Origin of the sequence: Campylobacter sp. S4:11, from assembly GCF_024723695.1 — a bacterium.
Classification (GTDB): domain Bacteria; phylum Campylobacterota; class Campylobacteria; order Campylobacterales; family Campylobacteraceae; genus Campylobacter_D; species Campylobacter_D jejuni_C.
This window is the reverse complement of sequence record NZ_JANQDC010000004.1, coordinates 82,011-105,761: the sequence shown is the minus strand read 5'-3', so window position 1 is coordinate 105,761 and position 23,751 is coordinate 82,011. Positions and strand designations below refer to the sequence as shown.

Annotated in this window: 31 protein-coding genes and 1 pseudogene; 25 read left to right on the top strand and 7 right to left on the bottom strand. The window is 29.4% G+C overall.

Annotated elements, in window-relative coordinates; genetic code table 11:
- Both CAMP5053_RS02460 and pseI read right to left on the bottom strand, forming a co-directional pair.
- A pseudogene (locus CAMP5053_RS02460) lies at positions 1-594 on the bottom strand (hypothetical protein); the annotation flags it as partial.
- 40 nt (positions 595-634) lie between these two features.
- Complete coding sequence (gene pseI / locus CAMP5053_RS02455) at positions 635-1,669, bottom strand: pseudaminic acid synthase (RefSeq protein WP_337217202.1); 1,035 nt, start codon at positions 1,667-1,669, stop codon at positions 635-637.
- A gap of 117 nt (positions 1,670-1,786) precedes the next feature.
- On the opposite strand from pseI, the gene CAMP5053_RS02450 reads away from it, so the two are divergent.
- The 3 genes from CAMP5053_RS02450 to CAMP5053_RS02440 are packed head-to-tail and all read left to right on the top strand — an operon-like array spanning position 1,787 to position 3,257.
- Complete coding sequence (locus CAMP5053_RS02450; RefSeq protein WP_087699344.1) at positions 1,787-2,209, top strand: hypothetical protein; 423 nt, start codon at positions 1,787-1,789, stop codon at positions 2,207-2,209.
- The gene (fliN, locus tag CAMP5053_RS02445; protein WP_087699346.1) at positions 2,206-2,502 is read left to right on the top strand and encodes a flagellar motor switch protein FliN; all 297 of its coding nucleotides are present in this window, start codon (positions 2,206-2,208) and stop codon (positions 2,500-2,502) included. The genes CAMP5053_RS02450 and fliN overlap by 4 nt, the downstream gene beginning before the upstream one ends.
- On the top strand, positions 2,499-3,257 hold the full coding sequence (locus CAMP5053_RS02440) for a hypothetical protein (protein WP_337217201.1): 759 nt from the start codon (positions 2,499-2,501) through the stop codon (positions 3,255-3,257). The genes fliN and CAMP5053_RS02440 overlap by 4 nt, the downstream gene beginning before the upstream one ends.
- On the opposite strand, the gene CAMP5053_RS02435 is transcribed toward CAMP5053_RS02440, so the two are convergent.
- From CAMP5053_RS02435 to plsY, 5 genes are all read right to left on the bottom strand, one after another.
- A complete protein-coding gene (locus tag CAMP5053_RS02435; RefSeq protein ID WP_087699350.1) occupies positions 3,254-4,750 on the bottom strand; it encodes a Ppx/GppA phosphatase family protein in 1,497 nt (498 codons plus the stop codon). The genes CAMP5053_RS02440 and CAMP5053_RS02435 overlap by 4 nt on opposite strands.
- Positions 4,750-4,995 carry a YfhL family 4Fe-4S dicluster ferredoxin gene (locus CAMP5053_RS02430; protein ID WP_012660922.1) on the bottom strand — a complete coding sequence of 82 codons (246 nt, stop codon included), beginning with the start codon at positions 4,993-4,995 and terminating at the stop codon, positions 4,750-4,752. The genes CAMP5053_RS02435 and CAMP5053_RS02430 overlap by 1 nt, the downstream gene beginning before the upstream one ends.
- Positions 4,996-5,117: 122 nt before the next feature.
- A complete protein-coding gene (hsrA, locus tag CAMP5053_RS02425) occupies positions 5,118-5,792 on the bottom strand; it encodes a homeostatic response regulator transcription factor HsrA (RefSeq protein ID WP_087699351.1) in 675 nt (224 codons plus the stop codon).
- Positions 5,793-5,869: 77 nt separating this feature from the next.
- Positions 5,870-6,187 (bottom strand): dihydroneopterin aldolase, encoded by a 318-nt coding sequence (locus tag CAMP5053_RS02420; RefSeq protein WP_214099809.1) that lies wholly within the window; start codon positions 6,185-6,187, stop codon positions 5,870-5,872.
- The gene (plsY, locus tag CAMP5053_RS02415; RefSeq protein WP_087699355.1) at positions 6,172-6,783 is read right to left on the bottom strand and encodes a glycerol-3-phosphate 1-O-acyltransferase PlsY; all 612 of its coding nucleotides are present in this window, start codon (positions 6,781-6,783) and stop codon (positions 6,172-6,174) included. Before plsY ends, CAMP5053_RS02420 begins: the two co-directional genes overlap by 16 nt.
- 199 nt (positions 6,784-6,982) lie before the next feature.
- Here plsY and CAMP5053_RS02410 point away from each other — a divergent pair, with 199 nt between their 5' ends.
- From CAMP5053_RS02410 to CAMP5053_RS02305, 22 genes are all read left to right on the top strand, one after another.
- Entirely contained in the window at positions 6,983-8,017 is a 1,035-nt protein-coding gene (locus CAMP5053_RS02410) for a cytochrome-c peroxidase (protein ID WP_087699357.1), read from the top strand.
- A 151-nt stretch (positions 8,018-8,168) separates the two neighbouring features.
- Positions 8,169-8,477 carry a 50S ribosomal protein L21 gene (gene rplU / locus CAMP5053_RS02405; RefSeq protein ID WP_039617324.1) on the top strand — a complete coding sequence of 103 codons (309 nt, stop codon included), beginning with the start codon at positions 8,169-8,171 and terminating at the stop codon, positions 8,475-8,477.
- Positions 8,478-8,487: 10 nt separating this feature from the next.
- Positions 8,488-8,742 (top strand): 50S ribosomal protein L27, encoded by a 255-nt coding sequence (gene rpmA, locus CAMP5053_RS02400; protein WP_039649045.1) that lies wholly within the window; start codon positions 8,488-8,490, stop codon positions 8,740-8,742.
- A gap of 95 nt (positions 8,743-8,837) precedes the next feature.
- Positions 8,838-9,881, top strand: a complete 1,044-nt coding sequence (obgE, locus tag CAMP5053_RS02395; protein WP_087699361.1) for a GTPase ObgE — start codon at positions 8,838-8,840, stop codon at positions 9,879-9,881.
- The gene (locus tag CAMP5053_RS02390; RefSeq protein ID WP_337217200.1) at positions 9,881-10,348 is read left to right on the top strand and encodes a DUF6194 family protein; all 468 of its coding nucleotides are present in this window, start codon (positions 9,881-9,883) and stop codon (positions 10,346-10,348) included. The genes obgE and CAMP5053_RS02390 overlap by 1 nt, the downstream gene beginning before the upstream one ends.
- Positions 10,345-11,256, top strand: coding sequence for a methionyl-tRNA formyltransferase (gene fmt, locus CAMP5053_RS02385; RefSeq protein WP_337217199.1), 912 nt, complete (start codon positions 10,345-10,347; stop codon positions 11,254-11,256). The genes CAMP5053_RS02390 and fmt overlap by 4 nt, the downstream gene beginning before the upstream one ends.
- Entirely contained in the window at positions 11,237-11,872 is a 636-nt protein-coding gene (locus tag CAMP5053_RS02380; RefSeq protein ID WP_337217198.1) for a biotin--[acetyl-CoA-carboxylase] ligase, read from the top strand. Before fmt ends, CAMP5053_RS02380 begins: the two co-directional genes overlap by 20 nt.
- Entirely contained in the window at positions 11,869-12,651 is a 783-nt protein-coding gene (locus tag CAMP5053_RS02375; RefSeq protein WP_087699369.1) for a ParA family protein, read from the top strand. Before CAMP5053_RS02380 ends, CAMP5053_RS02375 begins: the two co-directional genes overlap by 4 nt.
- 3 nt (positions 12,652-12,654) lie before the next feature.
- The gene (locus CAMP5053_RS02370) at positions 12,655-13,506 is read left to right on the top strand and encodes a ParB/RepB/Spo0J family partition protein (protein ID WP_087699371.1); all 852 of its coding nucleotides are present in this window, start codon (positions 12,655-12,657) and stop codon (positions 13,504-13,506) included.
- Between the two features lie 62 nt (positions 13,507-13,568).
- Positions 13,569-13,994 (top strand): FoF1 ATP synthase subunit B', encoded by a 426-nt coding sequence (locus CAMP5053_RS02365; RefSeq protein WP_087699373.1) that lies wholly within the window; start codon positions 13,569-13,571, stop codon positions 13,992-13,994.
- A gap of 9 nt (positions 13,995-14,003) precedes the next feature.
- Positions 14,004-14,516 carry a F0F1 ATP synthase subunit B gene (locus tag CAMP5053_RS02360; protein WP_087699375.1) on the top strand — a complete coding sequence of 171 codons (513 nt, stop codon included), beginning with the start codon at positions 14,004-14,006 and terminating at the stop codon, positions 14,514-14,516.
- Complete coding sequence (locus tag CAMP5053_RS02355; protein ID WP_214126067.1) at positions 14,516-15,037, top strand: F0F1 ATP synthase subunit delta; 522 nt, start codon at positions 14,516-14,518, stop codon at positions 15,035-15,037. The genes CAMP5053_RS02360 and CAMP5053_RS02355 overlap by 1 nt, the downstream gene beginning before the upstream one ends.
- A 9-nt stretch (positions 15,038-15,046) precedes the next feature.
- Positions 15,047-16,552, top strand: a complete 1,506-nt coding sequence (atpA, locus tag CAMP5053_RS02350) for a F0F1 ATP synthase subunit alpha (protein ID WP_087699379.1) — start codon at positions 15,047-15,049, stop codon at positions 16,550-16,552.
- A gap of 9 nt (positions 16,553-16,561) precedes the next feature.
- Entirely contained in the window at positions 16,562-17,446 is an 885-nt protein-coding gene (atpG, locus tag CAMP5053_RS02345; protein WP_087699381.1) for an ATP synthase F1 subunit gamma, read from the top strand.
- Between the two features lie 14 nt (positions 17,447-17,460).
- Positions 17,461-18,858, top strand: coding sequence for a F0F1 ATP synthase subunit beta (gene atpD, locus CAMP5053_RS02340; protein ID WP_039617358.1), 1,398 nt, complete (start codon positions 17,461-17,463; stop codon positions 18,856-18,858).
- Positions 18,859-18,860: 2 nt separating this feature from the next.
- Complete coding sequence (gene atpC / locus CAMP5053_RS02335; RefSeq protein WP_039625212.1) at positions 18,861-19,253, top strand: ATP synthase F1 subunit epsilon; 393 nt, start codon at positions 18,861-18,863, stop codon at positions 19,251-19,253.
- On the top strand, positions 19,253-19,813 hold the full coding sequence (locus tag CAMP5053_RS02330; RefSeq protein ID WP_214099815.1) for a MotA/TolQ/ExbB proton channel family protein: 561 nt from the start codon (positions 19,253-19,255) through the stop codon (positions 19,811-19,813). The genes atpC and CAMP5053_RS02330 overlap by 1 nt, the downstream gene beginning before the upstream one ends.
- Before the next feature lie 3 nt (positions 19,814-19,816).
- Positions 19,817-20,203 (top strand): ExbD/TolR family protein, encoded by a 387-nt coding sequence (locus CAMP5053_RS02325; protein ID WP_214099816.1) that lies wholly within the window; start codon positions 19,817-19,819, stop codon positions 20,201-20,203.
- Positions 20,204-20,206: 3 nt separating this feature from the next.
- Positions 20,207-20,986 (top strand): TonB C-terminal domain-containing protein, encoded by a 780-nt coding sequence (locus CAMP5053_RS02320; RefSeq protein ID WP_087699389.1) that lies wholly within the window; start codon positions 20,207-20,209, stop codon positions 20,984-20,986.
- On the top strand, positions 20,983-22,182 hold the full coding sequence (tolB, locus tag CAMP5053_RS02315; protein ID WP_214099818.1) for a Tol-Pal system protein TolB: 1,200 nt from the start codon (positions 20,983-20,985) through the stop codon (positions 22,180-22,182). The genes CAMP5053_RS02320 and tolB overlap by 4 nt, the downstream gene beginning before the upstream one ends.
- 70 nt (positions 22,183-22,252) lie before the next feature.
- Positions 22,253-22,738 carry a peptidoglycan-associated lipoprotein Pal gene (pal, locus tag CAMP5053_RS02310; RefSeq protein ID WP_087699394.1) on the top strand — a complete coding sequence of 162 codons (486 nt, stop codon included), beginning with the start codon at positions 22,253-22,255 and terminating at the stop codon, positions 22,736-22,738.
- A 12-nt stretch (positions 22,739-22,750) separates the two neighbouring features.
- Positions 22,751-23,740 carry a tetratricopeptide repeat protein gene (locus CAMP5053_RS02305; RefSeq protein ID WP_087699396.1) on the top strand — a complete coding sequence of 330 codons (990 nt, stop codon included), beginning with the start codon at positions 22,751-22,753 and terminating at the stop codon, positions 23,738-23,740.
- The last annotated feature ends 11 nt before the right edge of the window (positions 23,741-23,751 follow it).

Sequence of the window (23,751 nt, the reverse complement as noted above, 5' to 3'; positions counted from 1 at the left end):
AATGCCTTCGAAGGAGTCTTCTGATGAGTTTCCTTGTCTAATAACTAAAGATTTTATACTTTCTATACACAAAGAATTAGTCATAGCTATGGCGTTTTCGTAAATTTCATAGAAATTTGACATTAAAAGCAAATCATAAGTTTTTACAAAAAAGTGAATTTTTTCTTGCTCAAAAAAACGATAAAAAGTTAAAAAGTTAATATCTTCATATAAATAGATATGAAGTCTTTTATCTTGTAAATCTTGACTAAAATCATTTAAATGCAAAGCAATATATATAAGTTCTATTTCAGGTTCTATAATGCAAATATAATCTTTAAGTGGATTTTTCAATAATTCAAAAATTAACATACCATTGCCAATTCCAAAAAAGATTAAAAAAGGATGTCTTTTGTAATTTTGCTCATAAAAAGATAAATTATCTAAAGCATTTTGCATACAAAATTGTTTTGTTTTGTGATCATAAATATCGTAGTTTTTTTCAAAAAGTTCAAATCTTTCGTTAGATTTTACTTGTAAGATTTTATCAGCTAAGCTTGCATTGATTTCTTTTAAGACTTGTAAATTTTTAGAAAAATTAAGTTCAAGTAGCATTATAGTTCCTTATTTATATTTTTTTAAGCAAAAGCATAAATCATTCCAAAAAATGCTGCTCCTTTAGTGCTGTGCCAAACTTTATATCACAACTTGCTTTTTTACCAAGTATGATAGGTAAAAATTTAGGATGCAAGCCAAGGCTTGGTCTTACACTTTTTACATTTTCTAGTGTAAAAATTTCACCTTTTTTGATGTCTTTGCCAGCATATAAGCTTCTTGCAAAATGGCGGTTTTTTAAGGTTTTTTCATTTATTGTTAAGCTAGCTTTACCTAGTGCTTGCTCGCTTAAGCGCACCATAGAGCACATTTGTTTAAACTCTTCATAGTCAAGGCTAAATTTAGCATCAGCACTATTTAAAGTTTTATCTAATATAAAATGTTTTTCTATAACTCTTGCGCCAAGAGCTACGGCTAAAGTGGGTGCTAAAAATCCCTCGCTATGATCACTTAAACCTACAATAGTATTAAATTTTTCTTGTAAAGTTTTTATGACATTTAGATTTAAATCACAAATTTGTGAGGGATAAGCTGAAGTACATTTTAGCAAAATCAAATTCGGATTGTTTTCTTCTTGAAAAATTTTAGCAATCATTTCAAGTTCTTCTTCATAGGCTATGCCTGTAGAAACTAAAGTAGGTTTGTTTTCTTTTGCTACATAACGCACAAAATCATAATCATTTACTTCAAAAGAAGCAATTTTATAAGCTGGTGGATTAAATTGTCTTAAAAAATTTACATCTTCTTTAGAAAAAGGACTAGAAAAGCAAATTAAACCTTCGTTTTTGGCGCATTCAAAAAGCTTCTCATGCCATTCATAAGGTGTTTTAGCTTCTTCATATAGTTCATATAGTTTGCGTCCATGCCATAAACCACCTTCAATAATGAAATCTTTTTTATTAGAATTTAGTGTTAAGCTATCTGGGGTGTAGGTTTGAATTTTTATAGCATCAGCTCCTGCTTGTTTGGCTGCTTGTATAGTTTTTAAAGCTACTTCAAGGCTATTTGCATGATTAGCTGAAAGCTCGGCAATGATAAAAACTTTTTCATTTATATTAAAATTTTTTATAAACATCAAAGGCCTTTTTTAATTTAAATAAAAATTTACTATATTTTATATTTTAATTATTAATTATGATTAAAGGTTTATGTTAGTAAAATAAATTTATTATAAGTTTCTAAGGAAAAAGCTATGACTAAAACACTTGAATATTCAATTTATCATTTTTGTGAGCATATTTTAAAACTTAAAATTGCACCAACAAGTGTAATTAGAGGTGAGCTTTATGGGGCTTCTATACCTTTATATTTTAAAGATGAAGAATATAGTTTTTATTTGTTCTTCCAAAAAAAAGCTTTAAATGAAATTGCATTATTTTTATTACATGAAGAATTAAAAGAAGACGGTTTGGCAGATTTGGTAAAAGAAGTGGCTAATCAAATCATAGGTTATGCTAAAAAACTACTTAATGATACTAATGGTAAAGATGAGTATCGTTTGGGTGTTCCTGAATATTTAGGACGTATTGATGGGTTTTCAAAAATCAAGCTCAAAGAAAAATTTACCTATGAGATGAAAAACGCTCGTTTTAGAATAGGTTATAAAAAATTATGATAGAAGATCATTTAGGGTTATTGCAATCTTATGAAGATATTTTAGATATTAGCGTTGACTTTGTTAGTGAACTTGGTACGACTAATATGAGTGTAAAAGATCTTTTAAAATTAGAAGTAGGTTCTGTGATAGATCTTGAAAAGCCAGCAGGTGAAAGTGTGGAACTTTACTTAAACAAAAGAATTTTTGGTAAGGGCGAGGTAATGGTGTATGAGAAAAACCTTGCTATAAGGATTAATGAGATTTTAGATTCAAAATCAGTGTTGCAGTATTTTAAAAAAGAATTGCAATGAAATTTATTTGGATTTTGCTACTTGCTTTGCCTCTTTTTGGGGCAAAAATTCTTGATTATAATATCTATCCAAGAGAAGATAGGGTAGATATCACTTTTTCATTTGATGTTCCTTATAAAGAAGGTATTAGTCAAAAGAGAAAAGGCGATATTATTATTTTTACATTAAATGCTCAAAGTGCTAAAGAAGAGAACAAGACGTTAAATTCTAATATTGTTAAAAAAATAAAAATTTTTTCAGAAGATACAAAAACTTTCATAGCTTTAAGTATCGGTGATAAAATACAAATTAATGCAGATGCAATTGGCGAATATGGATTAAGATTACGCGCGCAAAAAGAGGGTGTAAATTTAACTACCAAAAAAAGCTTAGATGAAAAAAACGAGGAAATAAAAATGCAAGAGTATGATTTTACAAATTATATTTTAGTTGTAAGTGTTTTGGTGCTTTTGCTTGTTGGACTTTGGTTTTTAAAAATATATTTAAGACAAAAACATCCTTTGGATAGAAATTTTAATTTAATCTTTCAAAGACCACTTGATAGACACAATCAACTTGTAGTTTTTGAGTATGCTTTGAAGCGTTATACTATGATCATAGGAAATTCTAATGTAGTATTAGAAACAAGTGAAGCTTTGATAAAAGACGAAGAGCAAAATAAAACACCGCAAAAGCCAAAAGAGAAAGACTTTGATTCTTATTTTGAAGAAAACAAACAAAGATTACAAAATTTACTTTTAAAACAAAACAATTAATTTTTTTGATTAAAAGCTAAAATGATAAGTTTTGGCTTTGAAATCTTTTTAATCTCTTCTTTTGAAAAATAAATTTGCTTTTTATCTGAGTAAATATACAAAGTGTGATTTTTTAGCATAAAATCAAGATTTATATCGGTATCTTTTGCAAGTTTCTTTGCTAATGCTAGAATAAAATTAAGCCAAGATAATATATGATTGTTTGGTAATAATTCTTTAATATGTTCAATAACTAAAGGATTAATGCTTTTTCCATTAGCCTTTAAAAGTGTAGATATGAGTAAAATTTCCTTGTGTGAAAAGCCAAAATGCAAGCCATTTAAAGCCATATAAGCACTATGCTCATTAGCAAAATAAAAATTAACTCTTTCTCCAATATGTGCTAGTTTTGCTGCATTTAAAAGATCTTTTTTGAAACTAATATCAACTTTATGAATAGGTAAAAGTGTATCAAATAATTTATTTGCAAAATACGCACTTTTATCATTATAATCTATATTAAAACGATCTTGTAAAGATTTTAAACTTGGATTAAAATTAGGTGGAAATTTAGCATTAAATTTTGAAAAATCAATAGTGTCGTTTTTTATCTTGGCATATTTTTGAAAAAGATTGGACAAAAACACACCCTCTCTTACACCCACTGCTGAGGTGATAATGTTTTTAGCTTTTAGTTTTTTTGCTAAGGCTAGAAAGATCACACAACCTTCTTTTATGGTGTCAAAACGATCTTTTTTGATATTAAAATCAACTAAATTTTTAGCATTTTGAATTTTTTCTATATGATTTTTTTCTTCTTCAAAATCATATATAAAGTTATGGATCATTTTGAAAGGATAGGAATTTTTTTTCATTATAGAATTTGACAATGCTCTTAAACTTCCACCTATAGCAATGATATTTTCATTTTGAAAATGCTTTGGGATTTGTGTTAGTGTTTCTTGTATAAACTGATTTAATGCGTTAAATTTTTTAGTATCATAAAAAATTTCTTTTAATCTTACTGTGCCAAGATCAAGTGAAATGCAATCCACAATTTTACCTTCTTTAATCAAGCAAAGTTCAGTTGATCCGCCACCTATATCTATAGTGGTTGCATTTTGAATATTTGATAGTAAATTTAACGCAGCGAGACCACCTAAAAATGATTCTGTTTTTCCATTAATGCATTTTATATTTAAACCTACATTTTTTGATATTCTAGTAATAAATTCTTTTGCATTAGGTGCATCTCTTAGCGCAGAAGTTCCAACAGCAATAATTTTTCTACATTTTTCTTTTAAAGCTTTTTCTTTAAAGTAGGATAAAGCTTTTTCAGCTTTAAGCATGGCTTCTTCTTGAAGAATTTTGTTATTGTTATAAGCATTTTCTCCAAGTCTTACTTTCTTTTTGTGTTCACTGCAAATAAAAAAACCATATCTTGATGTTCTTTCAAAAATCACCATACGAACAGAGTTAGAACCAAGATCAATTACTGCTGTTTTTTTAGCCATCAAATATCTTTATTTTTATGTTTTAAGCGAAGTTCGTCAATGCTTTCTACATTGTCAGGATCAGGTATGATACAATCTACTGGACAAGCTACTATACAAGCTGGCTCTGAAAATTCATTCACACATTCAGTGCAAAGATCAGGATCTATAACATAAATTGGATCATTATCATAAATTGCTTCATCCGGACATTCTTCTCTGCATGCATCACAGGATATACATTCTCTAGTGATTAATAGTGACATATTTTTCCTTTTATTGAGTAATAAAGCTAACTTTATACTATATAAAAACTTATATGTAATTTAAAGTAATAAAGAAAAATAAAATCTAATTTTTAGAATGAATTAATCATTCTAAAAATTTTTTAGTTAGTTTTTTTAGGAAAACAAAAGCGATATCCCCTACGACGTACAGTCTCTATAGTGGAGATATTAAGCGGTTTATCCATTTTCTGTCTTATTTGATTGATTGCAACTTCTATAACATTTGGAGTTACAAGTTCAGGTTCTTCCCAAATAGCATCTAAAAGTTGTTCTTTTGATACGATTTGATCAGAATGTCTAGCTAAATGAGTTAAAACTTCAAAAGGCTTTCCTTTTAATTCTATATCTTTTCCTTGGTAAGTGATTTTTTCTTCATCAGGATCAATCACCAAATCATCAATTTTAATCACATTAGTTCCACCAAATCTAAGTCTAGCTTCAATTCTTGCCATTAAAATTTCAAAGTCTAAAGGTTTTTTTATATAATCATCTGCTCCAGCTTTTAAAGCTTTGATTTCATTTTCTTTGTCTGCTTTTGCGCATATTGCTACTATAGCAGTTCGCGGGGATTTTTGTTTGATAGCATTGATCAAATCACTTGCATCATTATTACCAATAATCCAATTTGATAATACTAAATCATAATGTCTAATACCTATAAAATACTCAGCGTCTTTAAAATTTTCTGAAGTATCACTTTGGTAGCCAAACTCGTTTAAAGTGTTTGATAAAGTTTTATTAAGTGATGCTTCATCTTCTACAACTAAAATACGCATTTTATTCCTTTGAAGATAGTTTTAGTGCAAAAGTATAACACAAATTAAGCAAATATTCAAAATTCTTTAAAAAAATTTTAATATTTTTTACTTAGACTGGCTCCAACGCATGCATTTTTGATAATATCAGGTTTATAGCAAGTGATATTTATAAATTTAAGCTTTTTATTATGTTTTTTAATATCTTTGCATATGTATTTTAGAGATTTTTCTATAGTTTTAAATTTTTTCTTTTTATAAATTTTTTCTATTCTAGTACATAATTTTGCATAATCTAAAAATTTCTTACTTTTAGCTTCTAATTCTATTGAGACTTTTTGCTCTTGAATTCTTTCAAAATCTAAAAGTCCTATAATGCATTTAAATTCCAAGTTAACTTTTATATGACTTTGCATTCTTGTTTTCCAATTAGTCTTAAAATATTTGGTATATGCTTATAAACTACTATAAAAGCAATGATAAATATCGGTGCATGCGTATTGATTACAGGCATATCATAATGAAATACAAAAGAAGTTATAATTAAAACAACCAAGGCTCCAAGTGAAGCTAAGCTTGAAATTTTAAACACTTTTCCTATAACAAACCAAGCTAAAATTGCAGACATGATTTCAAAAGGTAAAAATACTGCTAAAACTCCAGCTCCAGTAGCTACTCCCTTACCACCTTCAAATTTTAAATAAGGAGAAAAGCAGTGTCCAAATACTGCTAAAACAGCCATAGTCCATAAGATATTTTCATCATAAGCTAAAAATTTTGCCACTAATATAGGTATAATTCCTTTTAGTGCATCTAAAATAATAGTCGCAACAGCAAGTGTTTTGGCAAGTTTAGGGTCGCTTTCTTTTACCACTCTTAAAACATTAGTAGCACCTATGCTTTTACTACCTGCATTTTTAATATTTGTTTTGGCAAAAATTTGAGCTAGTAAAAGCCCAAATGGTATAGCACCTATGAGATAAGCCAAAAGATAGATTATTAAATTTTCCATTTATTTTTTATCCTGATTTTATAAAACTTTATAAAATGATAGCAAAAAACCCTGAAATAAATATTTAAGATATATTTTATCCTATAATAATTTTTATTGTCAAATAGAAATTTTTTATTTTGTTTAAAGAAAATTATAGATATATTTTCAATAAGTTTATTTTAAATAGGCTTTATTTTATCTTATTTAGGAGTGGATAATGAAAAAAATTTCATTATTAGTTGCATCATCATTATTAGTTGCATCAACTGCTTTTGCTAATGATAAAGCTTTGCTTGATGAAGCAAAAGCTGCAGGTTTAGCGCCTTTACCAAAGGATCAAGCAGGTGTTGAAAAATTGTTAAAAGAAATGGGTGTTAAGGCTAGTAAATTCTCTAAAGAAAAAGCTAATCTTGGCAAGAAATTATATTTTGAACCAAGACTTTCTAAAAGTGGCTTGATTTCTTGTAATACCTGTCATAATTTAGGTATGGGCGGTACCGATGGTATAGCAGCTGCTGTAGGACATAAATGGACAGCTAATCCTCATCATTTAAATTCTCCAACAGTTTATAACTCAGTTTTAAATTCGACTCAATTTTGGGATGGTAGAGCAGGTACTTTAGCAGATCAAGCAAAAGGGCCAATCGAAGCAGAGCCTGAAATGGCAACACCTGCTAAATTAGCAGTAGAAAAAATAGCTTCCATGCCAGAATATGTAAAAGAATTTAAAAAAGTGTATGGTAGTAGTGGAGTAACTTTTGATAATATTGCAGATGCTATTGCCACATTTGAAAGAACGCTTTTAACTCCATCTAAATTTGATAAATTCTTAGAAGGTGATACAAAAGCATTGAGTAAAAAAGAAAAAGAAGGTCTAAAAACTTTCATTGATAAAGGTTGTACAGCTTGTCATACAGGAGTAAATTTAGGTGGTAGCATGCAAGCTTTCCAAGTAGCAGCTAAATACAAATTTGCAAATGTAGGGGATTTTAAAGGTGATGCAAATGGTTTGGTTAAAACTCCAACCTTAAGAAATATTGCTGAAACGGCTCCATATTTCCACAATGGTGCTATTTGGTCTTTACAAGAAGCAATCAAAGAAATGGGTAGTGTACAACTTGGTATAGAAATTTCTGATAAAGAAGCAGCTTCTATAGAAACTTTCTTACATGCTCTAACAGGTAAAAAGCCTAATATTACTTACCCTCAACTTCCAAAAGCAACTGAAAAAACTCCAAAGCCAGAGCTTTAATTTAAATCTTAAGACGCTTTTTTGCGTCTTAAGCTTACTTTATATAAAATCAAGATATAATTACTGCTTTTAGCCATTAAAGCTTTCTAAATTTATGTTTATGCATAATGCTTTATGGTGCTACCAAAATATTTTAAGAAAGGATAGCTGTATGTATGCTATTATAAAACACAGTGGAAAACAATACAGAGTAAGCCAAGGTGATGAGCTTAAACTAGATCGTTTTGAAGCTGAAGCAAAATCAAGCGTAGAAGTAAGTGAAGTTCTTGCTGTATGCGATAAAGAATTAAAGGTAGGTGCGCCGTTTGTTGCGGGTGCAAAAGTTGTTTTAGAAGTGATTGCTCATGGAAAAGACAAAAAAGTTGTGATTTACAAAAAAAGACGTAGAAAAGACTCAAAGTTAAAACGCGGTTTTAGAAGACAATTTACTCGCGTTAGAGTAGTAGATATTAAAGCTTAAGGAGTAAAGAATGGCACACAAGAAAGGTCAAGGTTCAACTCAGAATAATCGTGATTCTATAGGTCGTCGTCTAGGTGTTAAAAAATTTGGTGGAGAATTTGTTCGTGCTGGTAACATCATCATTCGCCAAAGAGGAACAGCAACTCATGCGGGTAATAATGTAGGCATAGGAAAAGATCATACAATTTTTGCTTTAATTGATGGTTTTGTAAAATTTGAAAGAAAAGATAAAAATAGAAAAAAAGTTTCTGTTTACCCTGCATAATTTTAAGGCTACTTTGTAGCCTTTTTCTTCTTTTTAATCTTAATATATTAAAAAAAATATAATATCATTTTAAAAATTTATACTTTGGTGATTGTATGTTTATAGATAATGTAAAATTAGTTTTAAGTTCAGGTAATGGTGGTAAAGGTGCTGTGAGTTTTCGCCGTGAAAAACATGTTCCACTTGGTGGACCTGATGGTGGTGATGGTGGAAATGGCGGTGATGTATATTTTATATGTGATAACAATACTCATACGCTAGCACACTTTAAAGGTAAAAAAGAACTTAAAGCACAAAATGGCCAGCCGGGTCTAGGTCGTAATAAAAATGGCAAAAGAGGGGAGAGTTTAGAATTAGTTGTCCCTCAAGGCACTCAAGTAATTGACGCACAAAGTGGGGAAGTTTTACTTGATATGCTAGTAGAAGGCCAAAAAGAACTCTTTTTAAAAGGCGGTAAAGGTGGTCTTGGCAATACTCATTTTAAAAACTCTACTAATCAACGCCCAGATTATGCTCAACCAGGTGTAGCAGGAAAAACCTTAAGCGTGCGCTTAGAATTAAAACTCATAGCAGATGTTGGACTTGTAGGCTTTCCAAATGTAGGAAAATCCACTCTTATAAGTGTAGTGTCTAATGCAAGACCTGAAATAGCTAATTATGAATTTACCACTTTAACTCCAAAACTTGGTATGGTTGAAGTAGATGATTATAATTCTTTTGTGATGGCAGATATCCCAGGTATTATAGAAGGTGCAAGTGATGGTAGAGGTTTGGGGCTTGAGTTTTTAAGACACATAGAAAGAACTTCTTTTTTACTTTTTGTGCTTGATCCATTAAGAGAAATGAGTTTAAAAGAGCAATTTTGTATTTTAAGAAAAGAATTGGAAAAATTTTCAAGCAAGCTTTATGCAAGAAATTTTGGCTTAATGCTTTCAAAAAGTGATAGTGTAAATTTAGGCGAAGAATTTGCACAAAAAATGGAAGATGATTATAATGAGCTAAAAGCTTATTTGCAAAGTCAAAATAATCCACAAAGTTTTTTTGTTAAAGTATCAAGCCTTGAAAAAACAGGTTTAAAAGAGCTTAAATTTATGCTTTTAGAAGAAGTTAAAAAAATTAGAAGTCAAAATAATTTTTGATGGGTAAAAATTTAACTATAGATTTTATTCAAGAATATATCAAGTCTAGTTTTAAAGGCTTGGTGTATAAATTTACTTATAAAGAACATAGCTTTTTTTATAATCCCGATAGGGTTTTAAAAAACGGAGTTTATTTTTGCACTATTAAAGAAAATGATGGCATAAATGATAAAGCTTCGAATTTAAATAGAGAAGGTGTGTTTCGTTTAAGTTGCTCTCTTTGTGATCAAGATTACCAAAATCTTTTTGGTCAAAAACCTAAAAAGGCTTTAAAGGGTGAGGTTGTTAGTTTAAATTATGATTTTTCTATGCTTGATTTTATCATGCCTCATCCAATTTATGCTTATATGGGATATATTTGTATTAATAATCCATCAAGAAAAAATTTTGAAATTTTTAAAGATTATCTTGAGCTTTCATATCAAAAAGCTATAAAAACTTATAAAAAAAGGATAGCAGCATCATGAAAAATATCATTTTTATGGGAACTCCCTCTTATGCAACTTGTATTTTAAAAGAGCTTGTCGATAAAGGATTTAATATCCAAGCTTTATTTACCCAGCCTGATAAACCTGTGGGTAGAAAACAAATTTTAACCCCAAGTGATACTAAAAAATTTGTTTTAGAAAATAATTTAAATATAGAAATTTTTACTCCAAAAAGCTTAAAAGATGAAAATATAATCAATGAAATAAAGAATCTAAAACCTGATTTTATAGTTGTCGCTGCTTATGGGAAAATTTTACCAAAAGAAATTTTAGATATTGCTCCTTGTATCAATTTGCATGCCTCCTTGCTTCCTAAATATCGTGGTGCTTCACCTATACAAAGTGCTATTTTAAATGGGGATAAAATAAGCGGGGTTTGCACTATGCTTATGGAAGAAGGGCTTGATAGTGGTGCAATTTTAGAAAGCATAGAATGTGATATCGCAGGTAAAAATTCAGCTGAGGTTTTTACCATGCTTTCCAATTTAGCAGCTAAGCTTACTATTTCTACGCTTTTGAATTTTGAAAAAATTGTCCCAAAAAAGCAAGATGAAAATTTAGTTACACATTGTAAAAAAATCAAAAAAGAAGATGGGTTGATTGCTTTAGATAATGCAAGTGAAATTTATCAAAAATTTCTAGCTTTTACACCTTGGCCTGGAATTTTTTTAGAAAATGGTATGAAATTTTTAGACATAGAATTAATCGATAATGAAAAAACTCAAAAATCAGGTGTGATTTTACAAATAGAAAAGGAAAGCTTTTTGCTTTCATGTAAAAAAGGCATTTTAAGGATTAAAACTTTACAAGAAAGTGGAAAAAAAGCCTTGGATGCTAAGACTTATTTAAATGGAAAAAGGTTAAAACTTGGAGATAGTTTATTTTAATGAGCTTGAATCAACTCAAATTTATTTAAGTGATAAAATTCGCAGTGGAGAAATTATAGAAAATACCGCTATTTGTGCTTTTATCCAAAGTGCTGGTATAGGTAGTAGGGATAATACTTGGCAAAGTAAGCAAGGAAACTTACATGTATCTTTTTGCATAAAAACTCAAGAATTAGCACAAGATCTTCCTTTGGCTTCTGCTAGTATATATTTTGCGTTTTTAATGAAAGAAGTATTACAAAGAAAAAATTCAAAAGTGTGGATTAAATGGCCCAATGATTTTTATATAGAAGATAAAAAAGTAGGCGGTCTGATGAGTTCTAAAATCAATGATTTTTTGGTTGTAGGAATGGGAATTAATCTTAAATATGCTCCATTTAGTGCTGAAATTTTAGACATAGAGGTAGATGTATCACAACTTTTAAGTGAGTATTTTTCTTATGTAGGTGAGAAAATTTTATGGAAGAATATTTTTAGCAAGTATATGCTAGAATTTGAAAAATCAAGAAATTTTTTTATACATAATGAAGGTAAGATTTTATCTTTAAAAGATGCTTTATTGTATAAAGATGGTTCTATATTGTTAGATAATAAAAGGATATATAGTTTAAGATGAGTGAGATAATAACTATTGCAAATCAAAAAGGTGGAGTTGGTAAAACTACTACCGCTATCAATCTAGCGGCTTCTTTAGCAGTAGCTGAAAAAAAGGTTCTTTTGATAGATATTGACCCACAAGCTAATGCTACAACAGGACTTGGTTTTAATAGAAGTAATTATGAGTATAATATTTACCATGTTTTTATAGGCAGGAAAAAACTTTCTGAAATCATTTTAAAAACTGAACTTCCACAATTATACTTAGCCCCATCGAATATTTCTTTGGTTGGAATTGAGCAAGAAGTAGTAAAAGAAAGTGGAGAATATAGAACGATTTTAAGGGAAAAAATCAAAGAAATTGCTAAAGATTATGATTTTATCATCATTGACTCACCTCCTGCACTTGGAAGTATTACGGTAAATGCTTTTGCAGCAAGTGATAGTGTTATTATTCCTATACAATGTGAGTTTTATGCGCTTGAAGGTGTTGCGATGGTTTTAAACACTATTAAATTTGTGAAAAAAACTATCAATCCAAAATTAAAAATAAAAGGCTTTTTACCAACTATGTATAGCTCACAAAATAATCTTTCAAAAGATACTGTAGAGGATTTAAAGAAAAATTTTAAACAAAAACTATTTAGAACAGGTGATAATGAAGATGATTTCATTATCATACCAAGAAATGTAAAACTTGCTGAAAGCCCAAGTTATGGAAAACCTATTATACTTTATGATATAAAATCCCCAGGCTCAGTGGCGTATCAAAATTTAGCATATTCTATATTAGGATAAAAAATGGCAAAAAAAAGTGCATTAGGAAGAGGTTTAAGTAGTATTTTGGCTGATATTGATGAGGTTTATGAAAAAGAACTAGGTTCCAATGAAGGCAGAATAGAAGAAATTGATATAGATCTAATTAGTCCAAACCCTTATCAACCAAGAAAAAATTTTGATGAACAAGCTTTAGAAGAACTTGCAGGTTCTATTAAAGAGTATGGTTTGATTCAGCCTGTTGTGGTTTTTAAAAAAGATGAATTTGATTATATTTTAATAGCGGGTGAGAGAAGATTTAGAGCATGTAAGCTTTTAGAAAAAGAACAGATTAAAGCTGTAGTTTTAAATGTAGATGATATAAAATTACGTGAACTTGCTTTGATAGAAAATATCCAAAGAGAAAATTTAAATCCCATAGAATTAGCACATTCTTATAAAGAATTACTAGAAATTCATGATATCACTCAAGAAAAACTAGCAGATCTTATTCATAAATCAAGACCACAGATTGCTAATACTTTAAGACTTTTAAATTTAAATGAGCAAACACAACATTTTATTATAGAAGGTAAAATTTCACAAGGACATGCAAAAGTTTTAGTAGGACTTGAAAAAGAAGAAGAAAAAATGATAGTTGATACCATCATAGGTCAAAAACTTAATGTAAGAGATACAGAAAAGTTAATTAAAAATTTTAAAAAAACAAACCAATTGGAAAAAAATATAAATTCAAATAAACAATATCAATCTATAATAAATTTAAAAGAAAAAATTGAATCTTTAGGTTTGAAAGTAAATATAAAAGATTTAAAAATTACTATTAATTTTGCAAACGAAAGTGAAGTTAGAGAATTTCTAAAGGTATTCAATTAAATATGCTTTTAGGTATGTTTTGCTATAATTTCGCGTTAATTTAGATTTATTTAGGAGTATTAATGTTTAATGATGTACATTTTTCCATCATGATAGCCACTGGTGTCATTTTTTTGCTTATGATAGCAATTTTAAATTCTATACTCTATAAACCTTTGATTAAATTTATGGATTCTAGGGATTTAACCATAAAAAATGACGAAGAAAAAATGAAAAAAAATTCTGATGATGTTTCAAATGTAGAAAGTGAGTTGGAAAAAATTCATATTCAAACAAGAGATGAAATTAACCAAATTAAAGTAAAAGCAATAGAAGAAGCTAAATTAAAACAAGAAAAAGAATTATCAACAAAAAAAAGAGAATTGGAAGATCAAATGCTTGTTTTTCTTAAAAGTCTAAGAGAAAAAGAAAAAGAATTAAAAGAAGAAATGCGTTTAAAAATGCCAGAATTTAAACAAAGCTTTAAAAATAGCTTGAGTAAAATTTAAGGAAAGTTAATGTTGAAAAAAATTATATTATTATCAGTACTTCCATTTTTTGCTTTTGCAGCAGGCAATGGAAGTGGTGAATACGATATTATTCCAAGAGCAGTTAATTTTGTTTTATTTGCTGCTATTTTGTATTATTTTATTGCAACTCCTTTAAAAAATTTTTATAATGGAAGAATTGTAAAAATTGCTTCTAAAATGAATGAAATTCAAGAAAAGCTTATTGCGAGTAAAAATCATAAATTAGAAATGATGAAAAAACTAGACTTAGCTAAACAAGAAGCAATCAATGCGATAGCTCTTGCAAAAAAAGAAGCGGAGATTATCACAGATAAAATAGAAGCTGAAACGAAAATGGAAATCAAGGCTTTAGAAAAAACTTACGAAGAACATAAAGAATATGAAATAAGAAGAATGGAAAAAGAAGTTGTACAAGCGGTTTTAGAAGAGATTTTTGAAGATCAAAATTTACAACTTCAGCAAAAAGAAATTCTAAATATCATGATGAAAAAGGTGTCTTGATGGAAAGTGTGATTGCAAAAACCTATGCAAAGGCGATATTAGAAAGAAATGATTTTGAAGATTTTTATTCTAATTTATTAGAGTTAAGTTCGGCTTTTACATCTAATAAATTTATAGATGTTTTAAATTCTTATGAGATAAAACAAGGAAAAAAACTAGAATTTGTACTTTCCTTATTGGATAATCCAAGTGATGCTTTTAAGAACTTTATAAATTTAATTGTAGATAATAAAAGAGAGATGCTAATCCCAGAAATTACTAAAGAATTGAGCGAGCAAAAAGCATTAAAAGAAAATACATTCTTGGGACAAGTTTATTCAAAAGAACAATTAAGTGAAGAAGAAATTAGAAATTTAGAAGAAAAACTTAGTACTAAGTTTAATGCAAAAATTAGATTAGATAGTAAAATAAGTGATAATGAAAGTGTGAAAATTAGCTTAGATGGTCTTGGATATGAAATTTCATTTTCAATGCAAAGCTTAAAAGCTAAAATGAATGAATATATATTAAAAGCAATTTAAGGAGATTTGATGAAATTTAAAGCAGATGAAATTAGTTCTATTATAAAAGAAAGAATTGAAAAATTTGACTTTAATCTTGAAATAGAAGAAACTGGTAAAATTATTTCAGTTGCTGATGGTGTTGCTAAAGTTTATGGTCTTAAAAATGCCATGGCTGGAGAGATGGTTGAATTTGAAAATGGCGAAAAGGGAATGGTACTTAATCTTGAAGAATCAAGCGTAGGTATTGTTGTTTTAGGAAAAGGTCTTGGTCTTAAAGAAGGAAGCTCGGTTAAGAGACTAAAAAAACTTCTAAAGGTTCCAGTAGGCGATGCGTTGATAGGACGTGTTGTAAATGCTTTGGGTGAGCCAATTGATGCTAAAGGTGTGATTGAAGCAAGTGAATATCGTTTTGTGGAAGAAAAAGCAAAAGGTATTATGGCTAGAAAAAGTGTTCATGAGCCATTACACACAGGTATTAAAGCAATTGATGCTTTAGTTCCAATTGGTAGAGGACAAAGAGAGCTAATTATCGGTGATAGACAAACAGGTAAAACAACTGTTGCAATTGATACTATCATTAGTCAAAAAGGCAAAGATGTTATTTGTATCTATGTGGCCATTGGTCAAAAACAAAGCACAGTTGCTCAAGTAGTTAAAAAGCTTGAAGAGTATGGTGCAATGGATTATAGTATAGTAGTAAATGCAGGTGCTTCTGATCCTGCTGCATTGCAATATCTTGCTCCATATACTGGTGTAACTATGGGTGAGTATTTTAGAGATAACTCAAGACATGCATTGATTGTTTATGATGATTTAAGTAAACATGCTGTTGCATATCGTGAGATGTCTTTGATTTTACGCCGTCCTCCAGGTCGTGAAGCTTATCCAGGAGATGTATTTTATTTACATTCAAGATTACTCGAAAGAGCAAGTAAGTTAAGTGATGAACTTGGTGCAGGAAGCTTAACGGCATTGCCTATTATTGAAACTCAAGCAGGCGATGTTTCAGCTTATATTCCAACCAATGTTATTTCAATTACTGATGGCCAAATTTTCTTGGAAACAGATTTATTTAACTCAGGTATTCGTCCTGCGATTAATGTTGGTTTGTCTGTATCTCGCGTTGGTGGTGCTGCACAAATTAAAGCAACAAAACAAGTTTCAGGTACATTAAGACTTGATTTAGCTCAATATAGAGAGTTGCAAGCTTTTGCGCAATTTGCAAGTGATTTGGATGAAGCAAGTAGAAAACAACTTGAACGTGGACAAAGAATGGTTGAAGTTTTAAAGCAACCTCCATATTCTCCACTTTCAGCTGAAAATCAAGTGGTGATGATTTATGCGGGAACTAAAGGGTATTTAGATGATATAGCGGTTTCAAAAATTGGAGAATTTGAAGCAGCTTTGTATCCATTTATTGAAGCTAAATATCCAGAAATTTTTGAGCAAATTAGAACCAAAAAGGCTTTAGATAAAGATTTAGAGGAAAAATTAGCTAAAGCATTGAGTGAGTTTAAAGCAAACCATATATAAGGTTTTTAAATGTCTAATTTAAAAGAAATTAAAAGAAAAATAAAAAGTGTTCATAATACACAAAAGACGACCAATGCTATGAAACTTGTCTCTACTGCCAAATTAAGAAAGGCAGAAGAGGCAGCTAAAAAATCAAAGGTTTTTGCTCAAAAAATCGATGAAGTTTTGTCAGAAATTGCATTCAAGATTAATCAATATGAAGGACTTGATGACAAACTTCCGTTTTTTAGAAAAAAAGATAATATAGAAAAAATGGATATTATTTTTGTCACAGCTGATAAGGGTTTATGTGGTGGTTTTAACATCAAAACTATTAAAACAGTAAATGAAATGCTTGAAGATTGTAAAGCAAAAAAAATCAAAGTAAGACTAAGAGCTATTGGTAAAACAGGTATAGAGTATTTTAACTTTCAAAATATTGAGATTTTAGAAAAGTATTTAGATACAAGCTCTAGCCCTGATTATGAAAAAGCATGTGCTATTATTCAGAGTGCAGTAGATGATTTTGCAAATAAAATAACAGATAAGGTTGTAATCATTCATAATGGCTATAAAAATATGATTTCTCAGGAAATTCGTATTAATAATTTATTGCCTGTGGATGCTATTGCAAGCAAGGAAGAGCAGGAATCTCAATCGTTAATGGATTTAGAGCCAGAAGATGAAGAAATCTTGAATGATTTGTTAAAAACTTATTTTGAATATAATATGTATTTTTCTTTGGTTGATTCTTTGGCAGCTGAACATAGTGCAAGAATGCAAGCTATGGATAATGCAACAAATAATGCAAAAGCAAGAGTTAAACAACTTAATTTAGCTTATAATAAAGCAAGACAAGAATCTATTACCACCGAATTGATAGAGATTATCAGCGGTGTTGAGTCAATGAAATAAATTTAGGAGTGATGATGCAAGGTTTTATTTCTCAAGTTTTAGGACCAGTGGTTGATGTTGAATTTAAAGAATATCTTCCGCAAATTAATGAAGCTATTATTGTTAATTATGAATTAGAAGGAAAAGAGTGTAAGCTAGTTCTTGAAGTAGCTGCACATTTGGGTGATAATAAAGTAAGAACTATTGCTATGGATATGACTGATGGTCTTGTTAGAGGTTTAGCAGTAGAAGCAACTGGTAATCCAATTAGTGTTCCAGTAGGCGAAAAAGTTCTTGGAAGAATTTTTAATGTAACAGGTGATTTAATTGATGAGGGTGAAGAGATTAATTTTGATAAACATTGGTCAATTCATAGAGATCCTCCTCCATTTGAAGAGCAAAGCACAAAAAGTGAAATTTTTGAAACAGGTATTAAGGTAGTTGATTTATTAGCTCCTTATGCTAAAGGTGGTAAAGTTGGTCTTTTTGGTGGTGCAGGTGTTGGTAAAACCGTTATTATTATGGAATTAATTCACAATGTTGCATTTAAACACAGCGGATATTCAGTTTTCGCAGGTGTTGGTGAAAGAACTCGTGAGGGTAATGACCTTTATAATGAAATGAAAGAAAGTAACGTTTTAGATAAAGTTGCATTGTGCTATGGTCAAATGAATGAACCACCAGGGGCAAGAAATCGTATTGCTTTAACAGGTCTTACTATGGCTGAGTATTTTAGAGACGAAATGGGACTTGATGTTTTAATGTTTATTGATAATATCTTTAGATTCTCTCAATCAGGTTCAGAAATGTCAGCACTTTTAGGAAGAATTCCTTCAGCTGTTGGTTATCAGCCAACTTTGGCTAGTGAAATGGGTAAATTCCAAGAAAGAATTACTTCAACTAAAAAAGGTTCTATTACTTCAGTTCAGGCAGTTTATGTACCAGCAGATGACTTAACAGATCCTGCTCCCGCGACTGTTTTTGCACACTTAGATGCAACTACGGTTTTAAATAGATCAATTGCTGAAAAAGGTATTTATCCAGCTGTTGATCCACTTGATTCTACTTCAAGAATGCTTGATCCACAAATTATAGGTGAAGAGCATTATAAAGTAGCGCGTGGCGTGCAATCAGTACTTCAAAAATACAAAGATTTACAAGATATTATTGCTATTTTAGGTATGGATGAGTTAAGTGAAGAAGATAAATTAATTGTTGAAAGAGCAAGAAAAATTGAAAAATTCCTATCTCAACCATTCTTCGTTGCTGAAGTATTTACAGGAAGTCCTGGTAAATACATTAGTTTAGAAGATACGATAGCAGGCTTTAAAGGTATTTTAGAAGGAAAATACGACCATTTACCAGAAAATGCTTTCTATATGGTAGGTGGAATTGATGAAGTGATTGAAAAAGCAGAAAAACTTAAGGCTTAATAATGGATAATTTAATACATATAGAGGTGGTAACACCTCTTGGTATGATTTACAATGATAATGTAAAATCTATTGTTCTTCCTGGAAGTGAAGGTGAATTTGGTGTTTTAAAAGGACATGCATCTTTAATCTCTTCTTTAAAGGCAGGAATTATAGACATAGAAAAATCAGATTCAACTCATGAGTTAGTTGCTATTGATTCAGGCCATGCAAAGGTATCTGAAACTAAAGTAAGTGTTTTAGCAAAAGGTGCTGTTTGGGTTGGTGGAAATAGTGATAGTGAAATAGCAAAAAGATTGGAAGAAGCAAAAGATTTGATTAAATCTATGAGTAGTGATAGTGTTGCTTTGGCTTCTACTTTTGCTAAGATGGATAATAACGTAAGGCAAAAATAGTGGATTTTCAAGCAATTTTTCATTTTTTTGAAAATACAAGTTTAATCACTTATATCGTATTAGCTTGGCTTTCAGTGTATTTTATACTTAGTTTTAGTATTTTATTTTCAAGATTAATACTTATTAATAAATGGACTCAAAACGAAAGTCAAGCTTTGGAAGCTTTAATGAGAGGGGAAAAAGATTTAAGTCAAAGTGCGTCAATTTTGAAAAAGTGCATGGAAATTGATGAAACTAAAATGAATATTTATAAAAATTCTGTAGAAAAAAAAGCTACAATAGGATTAACTTGGCTTAGCATCATAGCTTCAACTTCTCCTTTTATAGGACTTTTTGGTACCGTGATTTCTATTCTTGAAACTTTTGGTGGCTTAGAAATGCAAAATTCCTTAAGTATTATTGCTCCTAAAATTAGCGAAGCTTTGGTGGCTACTGGATGTGGGATTTTAGTTGCGATTCCTGCATATAGCTTTCATTTGATTATCAAGCGAAAAGCTTATGAGTTGATTAATATCTTAGATAGCGAGATTAAAGTATTGATAAGTTCTGCAAAGGTCTAATTTATGTTTATGGAAGAAAAACCTGAGTTAAATATTACACCTTTAGTGGATATTATGCTTGTATTGCTTGCTATTTTAATGGTGACTGCACCAAGTATTACATATGAGGAAAAGGTGCAGCTTCCTCAAGGTTCACAAAAAACTTCAAGCGCTCCAAATATTAAAAGTTTAATTATAACAATTAACGCAAAGAAAGAAATTTTTATAGGAAAAGATAAATTTAATTTTGTAAGTTTTGCAGATAATATGAATGCTTTAAAGCTTCAGTATAATACCCAAGAAACAGTTTTCATTAGAGCGGATAAAAATTTAAAATATGATGATGTAATGAGTGTTTTAAGAACAATGAAACATTTAGGTTTCCAAAAAGTTGCTTTGCAAACTGAGTAGAAAATGGAAGAAAATTCTATACACAATTTTAAATCCTTTATTTATGCAACTTTAGTTTATTTTTTTGTTGTTTTCTTAGTTTTTTTTAAATTAATTGAATATAAACCAAAAGCTATCGAATATACTGATGATCCTAATAGTTTTATTAATGTAGAGCTTGGTGATAGTATAAATCAAAATCAAATTAATATGATGCAAGAATTGCAAAAAGAAAATTTGCAAAGTTTGTTTGAAGAAAATCTTTTGCAAAAATATACCACAAACAAAAGCGTCAATACGCAAAATATAGAACAACAGGCAAGTGTTTTTAATGAGTTATTTGGAAAAATAGAAGATTATCAAGAAGAAAAAACTACAAAAGTGCAATCTTCTATGCCATCAAAAAAACCTACTTTTACCCAAAGAGAAAAAATCAATGATTTTTCCAAGCAACTTAATGAAAATTTGCAAATTAATCAGGAATTAGGACAATCTGTTATAGAGCAAAAAATAGGTGTTTATGATCAGTTTTTAGGTGCTGTTAGAAAATACCTTGAAGATAGATGGAGAATTTATAATCCTAGCGGTAATTTAAGTATAGAAGTAGAATTTGTAATTGATAACAATGGTTATTTTTATTTACTAAGTGCCACTAGTGCGCATAGTGATAATTTTGATAAAAAAGCAAAAGAATTTTTGCAAAATTTAGAGGGAAAATATATAACTTTACCTCCAAATGGTAAAATAAGAAAAATCAAAATGCAACTTAGTGATATAATTGAGTTTAAAATGGAGAAACAATGAAAAAAATACTAGTATTTTTATTTTTTTGTTCAGTATTATTTGGACAAGATGCAACAATATCTGTTGTAAATAAAGGTATGCAATTACCTAAAATTTATATTAAAGACCAGTCTAAACTAAATGATTTAGATCTTAAAAAAAGTTTTTACAACATGCTTGTTAATGATGTAAAAGTGAGTTCAAATTTTGAGATAACTCAAGATGAAAAACAAGGTGATTATATTTTTTCTTATATATTAAATAAAAATGGCAAACTTTTAGATATTGATGTTGAAATTTTAGCCGCAAATGAAACTAAAACAAGATTTTATGAGCAAATTCTTTCTATTGAAGAGTATCCATTTTTAGCACATAGAAGTATTGCTCAAATGAATAGAAAATTAGGCTTTGCACCAGTTGATTGGATGGATCATAAAATTTTAATAGCTAGAACTCAAGGTAATAAGCAAAGTGATATTTTGTTAGCAGATTATACTTTAACTTATCAAAAAGTGTTAATTTCAAAAGGCTTAAATTTATTTCCTAAATGGGCAAATAAAGAACAAAACGCATTTTATTTTACTGCCTATGAAGATGAAATTCCAACGCTTTACAAGTATAACATGAAAAATAAAAATATTACAAAAATCATTGCTAGTAAAGGTATGATGGTTGCTTCTGATGTGAGTGATGATGGTAAAAAAATTTTACTAACCATGGCACCAAAAGATCAACCTGATGTATATTTATATGATGTAGATTCAAAAAATTTGACACAAATTACAAACTATATGGGTATTGATGTAAATGGTAATTTTGTAGATGATGAGAAAAAAATTGTATTTGTATCTGATCGTTTGGGTTATCCAAATATTTTTATGCAAAATTTAGAGTCCAATTTAACAGAACAAGTTGTTTTTCATGGTAAAAACAATTCTTCAGTTTCTACTTATAAACACTATATGGTTTATTCTAGTAGAGAAGCAAATCAAAGTGGAGTTTTTAATCTTTATTTAATGTCAACTCAAAGTGATTATATAAGACAACTTACTGCAAATGGTAAAAATCTTTTTCCAAGATTTTCTAGTGATGGAGAAAGTGTTGTATTTATTAAATATTTAGGTTCGCAAAGTGCATTGGGTGTTATTAGAATTAATGCAAATAAAGCCTTTCACTATGGTTTAAAAGTAGGTAAAATTCAATCAATTGATTGGTAAAATATCAAAATAGCATTTTTTTTGTTATAATTAAATATGATTTTTAAATAAATAAAAAAGGGGAAAAGCAATGAAAAAAATCATTTTTGCTTCAATTACTGCGTTTGCTGTTATTGTAAGTGGTTGTGCTACAAAAAATACTAGTGTAAGTAGCTCAAGTAGTGTAGATGGTTCAAAAGGTAGTGGTGGTTCTGATAGATTTGAAAATCTTGAATCTTTAAATTCTGTAGCAAATGTATATTTTGATTTTGATAAATTTAATGTTAGAAAAGATATGCAAAAAGTTATTGCAAATAATGCTGAAATTTTCAATAAAGAAGCTGCGAATGCTGCAATCGTAGTTGAAGGAAACTGCGATGAGTGGGGAACTGATGAGTATAATCAAGCTTTAGGTTTGAAAAGAGCTAAAGCAGTAAAAGAATCTTTAGTAGCTCAAGGTGTTAGCGCAGATAGAATTAGCGTAAAAAGCTATGGAGAAACTAATCCTGTATGTACTGAAAGAACTAAAGCTTGCGATGCTCAAAATCGTCGTGCAGAATTTAAAATTGCAAAATAAAGCTTTAAATAAATGAAATTAAACTTATTATCAGTAGCTCTTTTAGGAGCTACTTTCTTACACGCTGAAATTTCAGCATTTGATGCAGGAAAAGTAGATACAAAAACACCTTATGGTTTAACTCAAAATGAAAAGTTGCAATATGAAAATCAAGAACGCTTGAAAGCTTTAAATGAATATTATACAAATTTGACAAGTAAAATAAATACAGCTGTAGAAAACATAGAAGGCTTACAAAGTGTAACTGAGGGTTTAAATGCTCAGTATTCAAAAGCTAACACAAAATTACTTTCACTGGAAGAAAACTATCAAAATTTTGATGCAAATATTACCCAAGAAATTCAAAATTTAAGAGCTTATGTTGAAGAAAATAGACAAATTCAAGAAAAAAATCACCAAGAAATTCAAAAGGTTTTAGGTGAAATTACAACTTTAATCAATAAGATCAATGATGATTATATCTCAAAAGAAGATATGAATCAAACTATAACTTTTTTTCAATCTGAAATAGCTAGAGTGCAAAATCAGGCAAAAGTTATTTCTGCTGTCCCTATTGTAAAGGATGATAATAAAACACAAGAAGTCATTCAGGATGTAAATGAAACTCAAGAAGAAGTGACTGAAAAAAAAGATGATAGTTGGAAAAAATTACAATCTAGTGAAATTTTGAAAAAGGCAATTGATGAAACCAATAAAAATCAATTTGAAGATGCAAAAGAAAAATTTGAACATCTAATTAGTATTCATTATAAACCTGCTAGATCTACTTTTTGGCTTGGAGAGATAAGATATAAACAGCAAGATTATGCAGGTGCTTTGGGATTTTATAAGAAAAGTTCTGCTATAAGTACTAAAGGTGATTATGTACCAAAATTGCTTTATCACACAGCTATTAGCTTAGATAAGGTTGGAGATCCAAAAAGTGCAAATAAATTTTATAAGGCTTTAAAGACAGCTTATCCTGATAGTCCTGAGGCAAAAGTTTCACCAGATAGAAAATAACAAAGGAGATA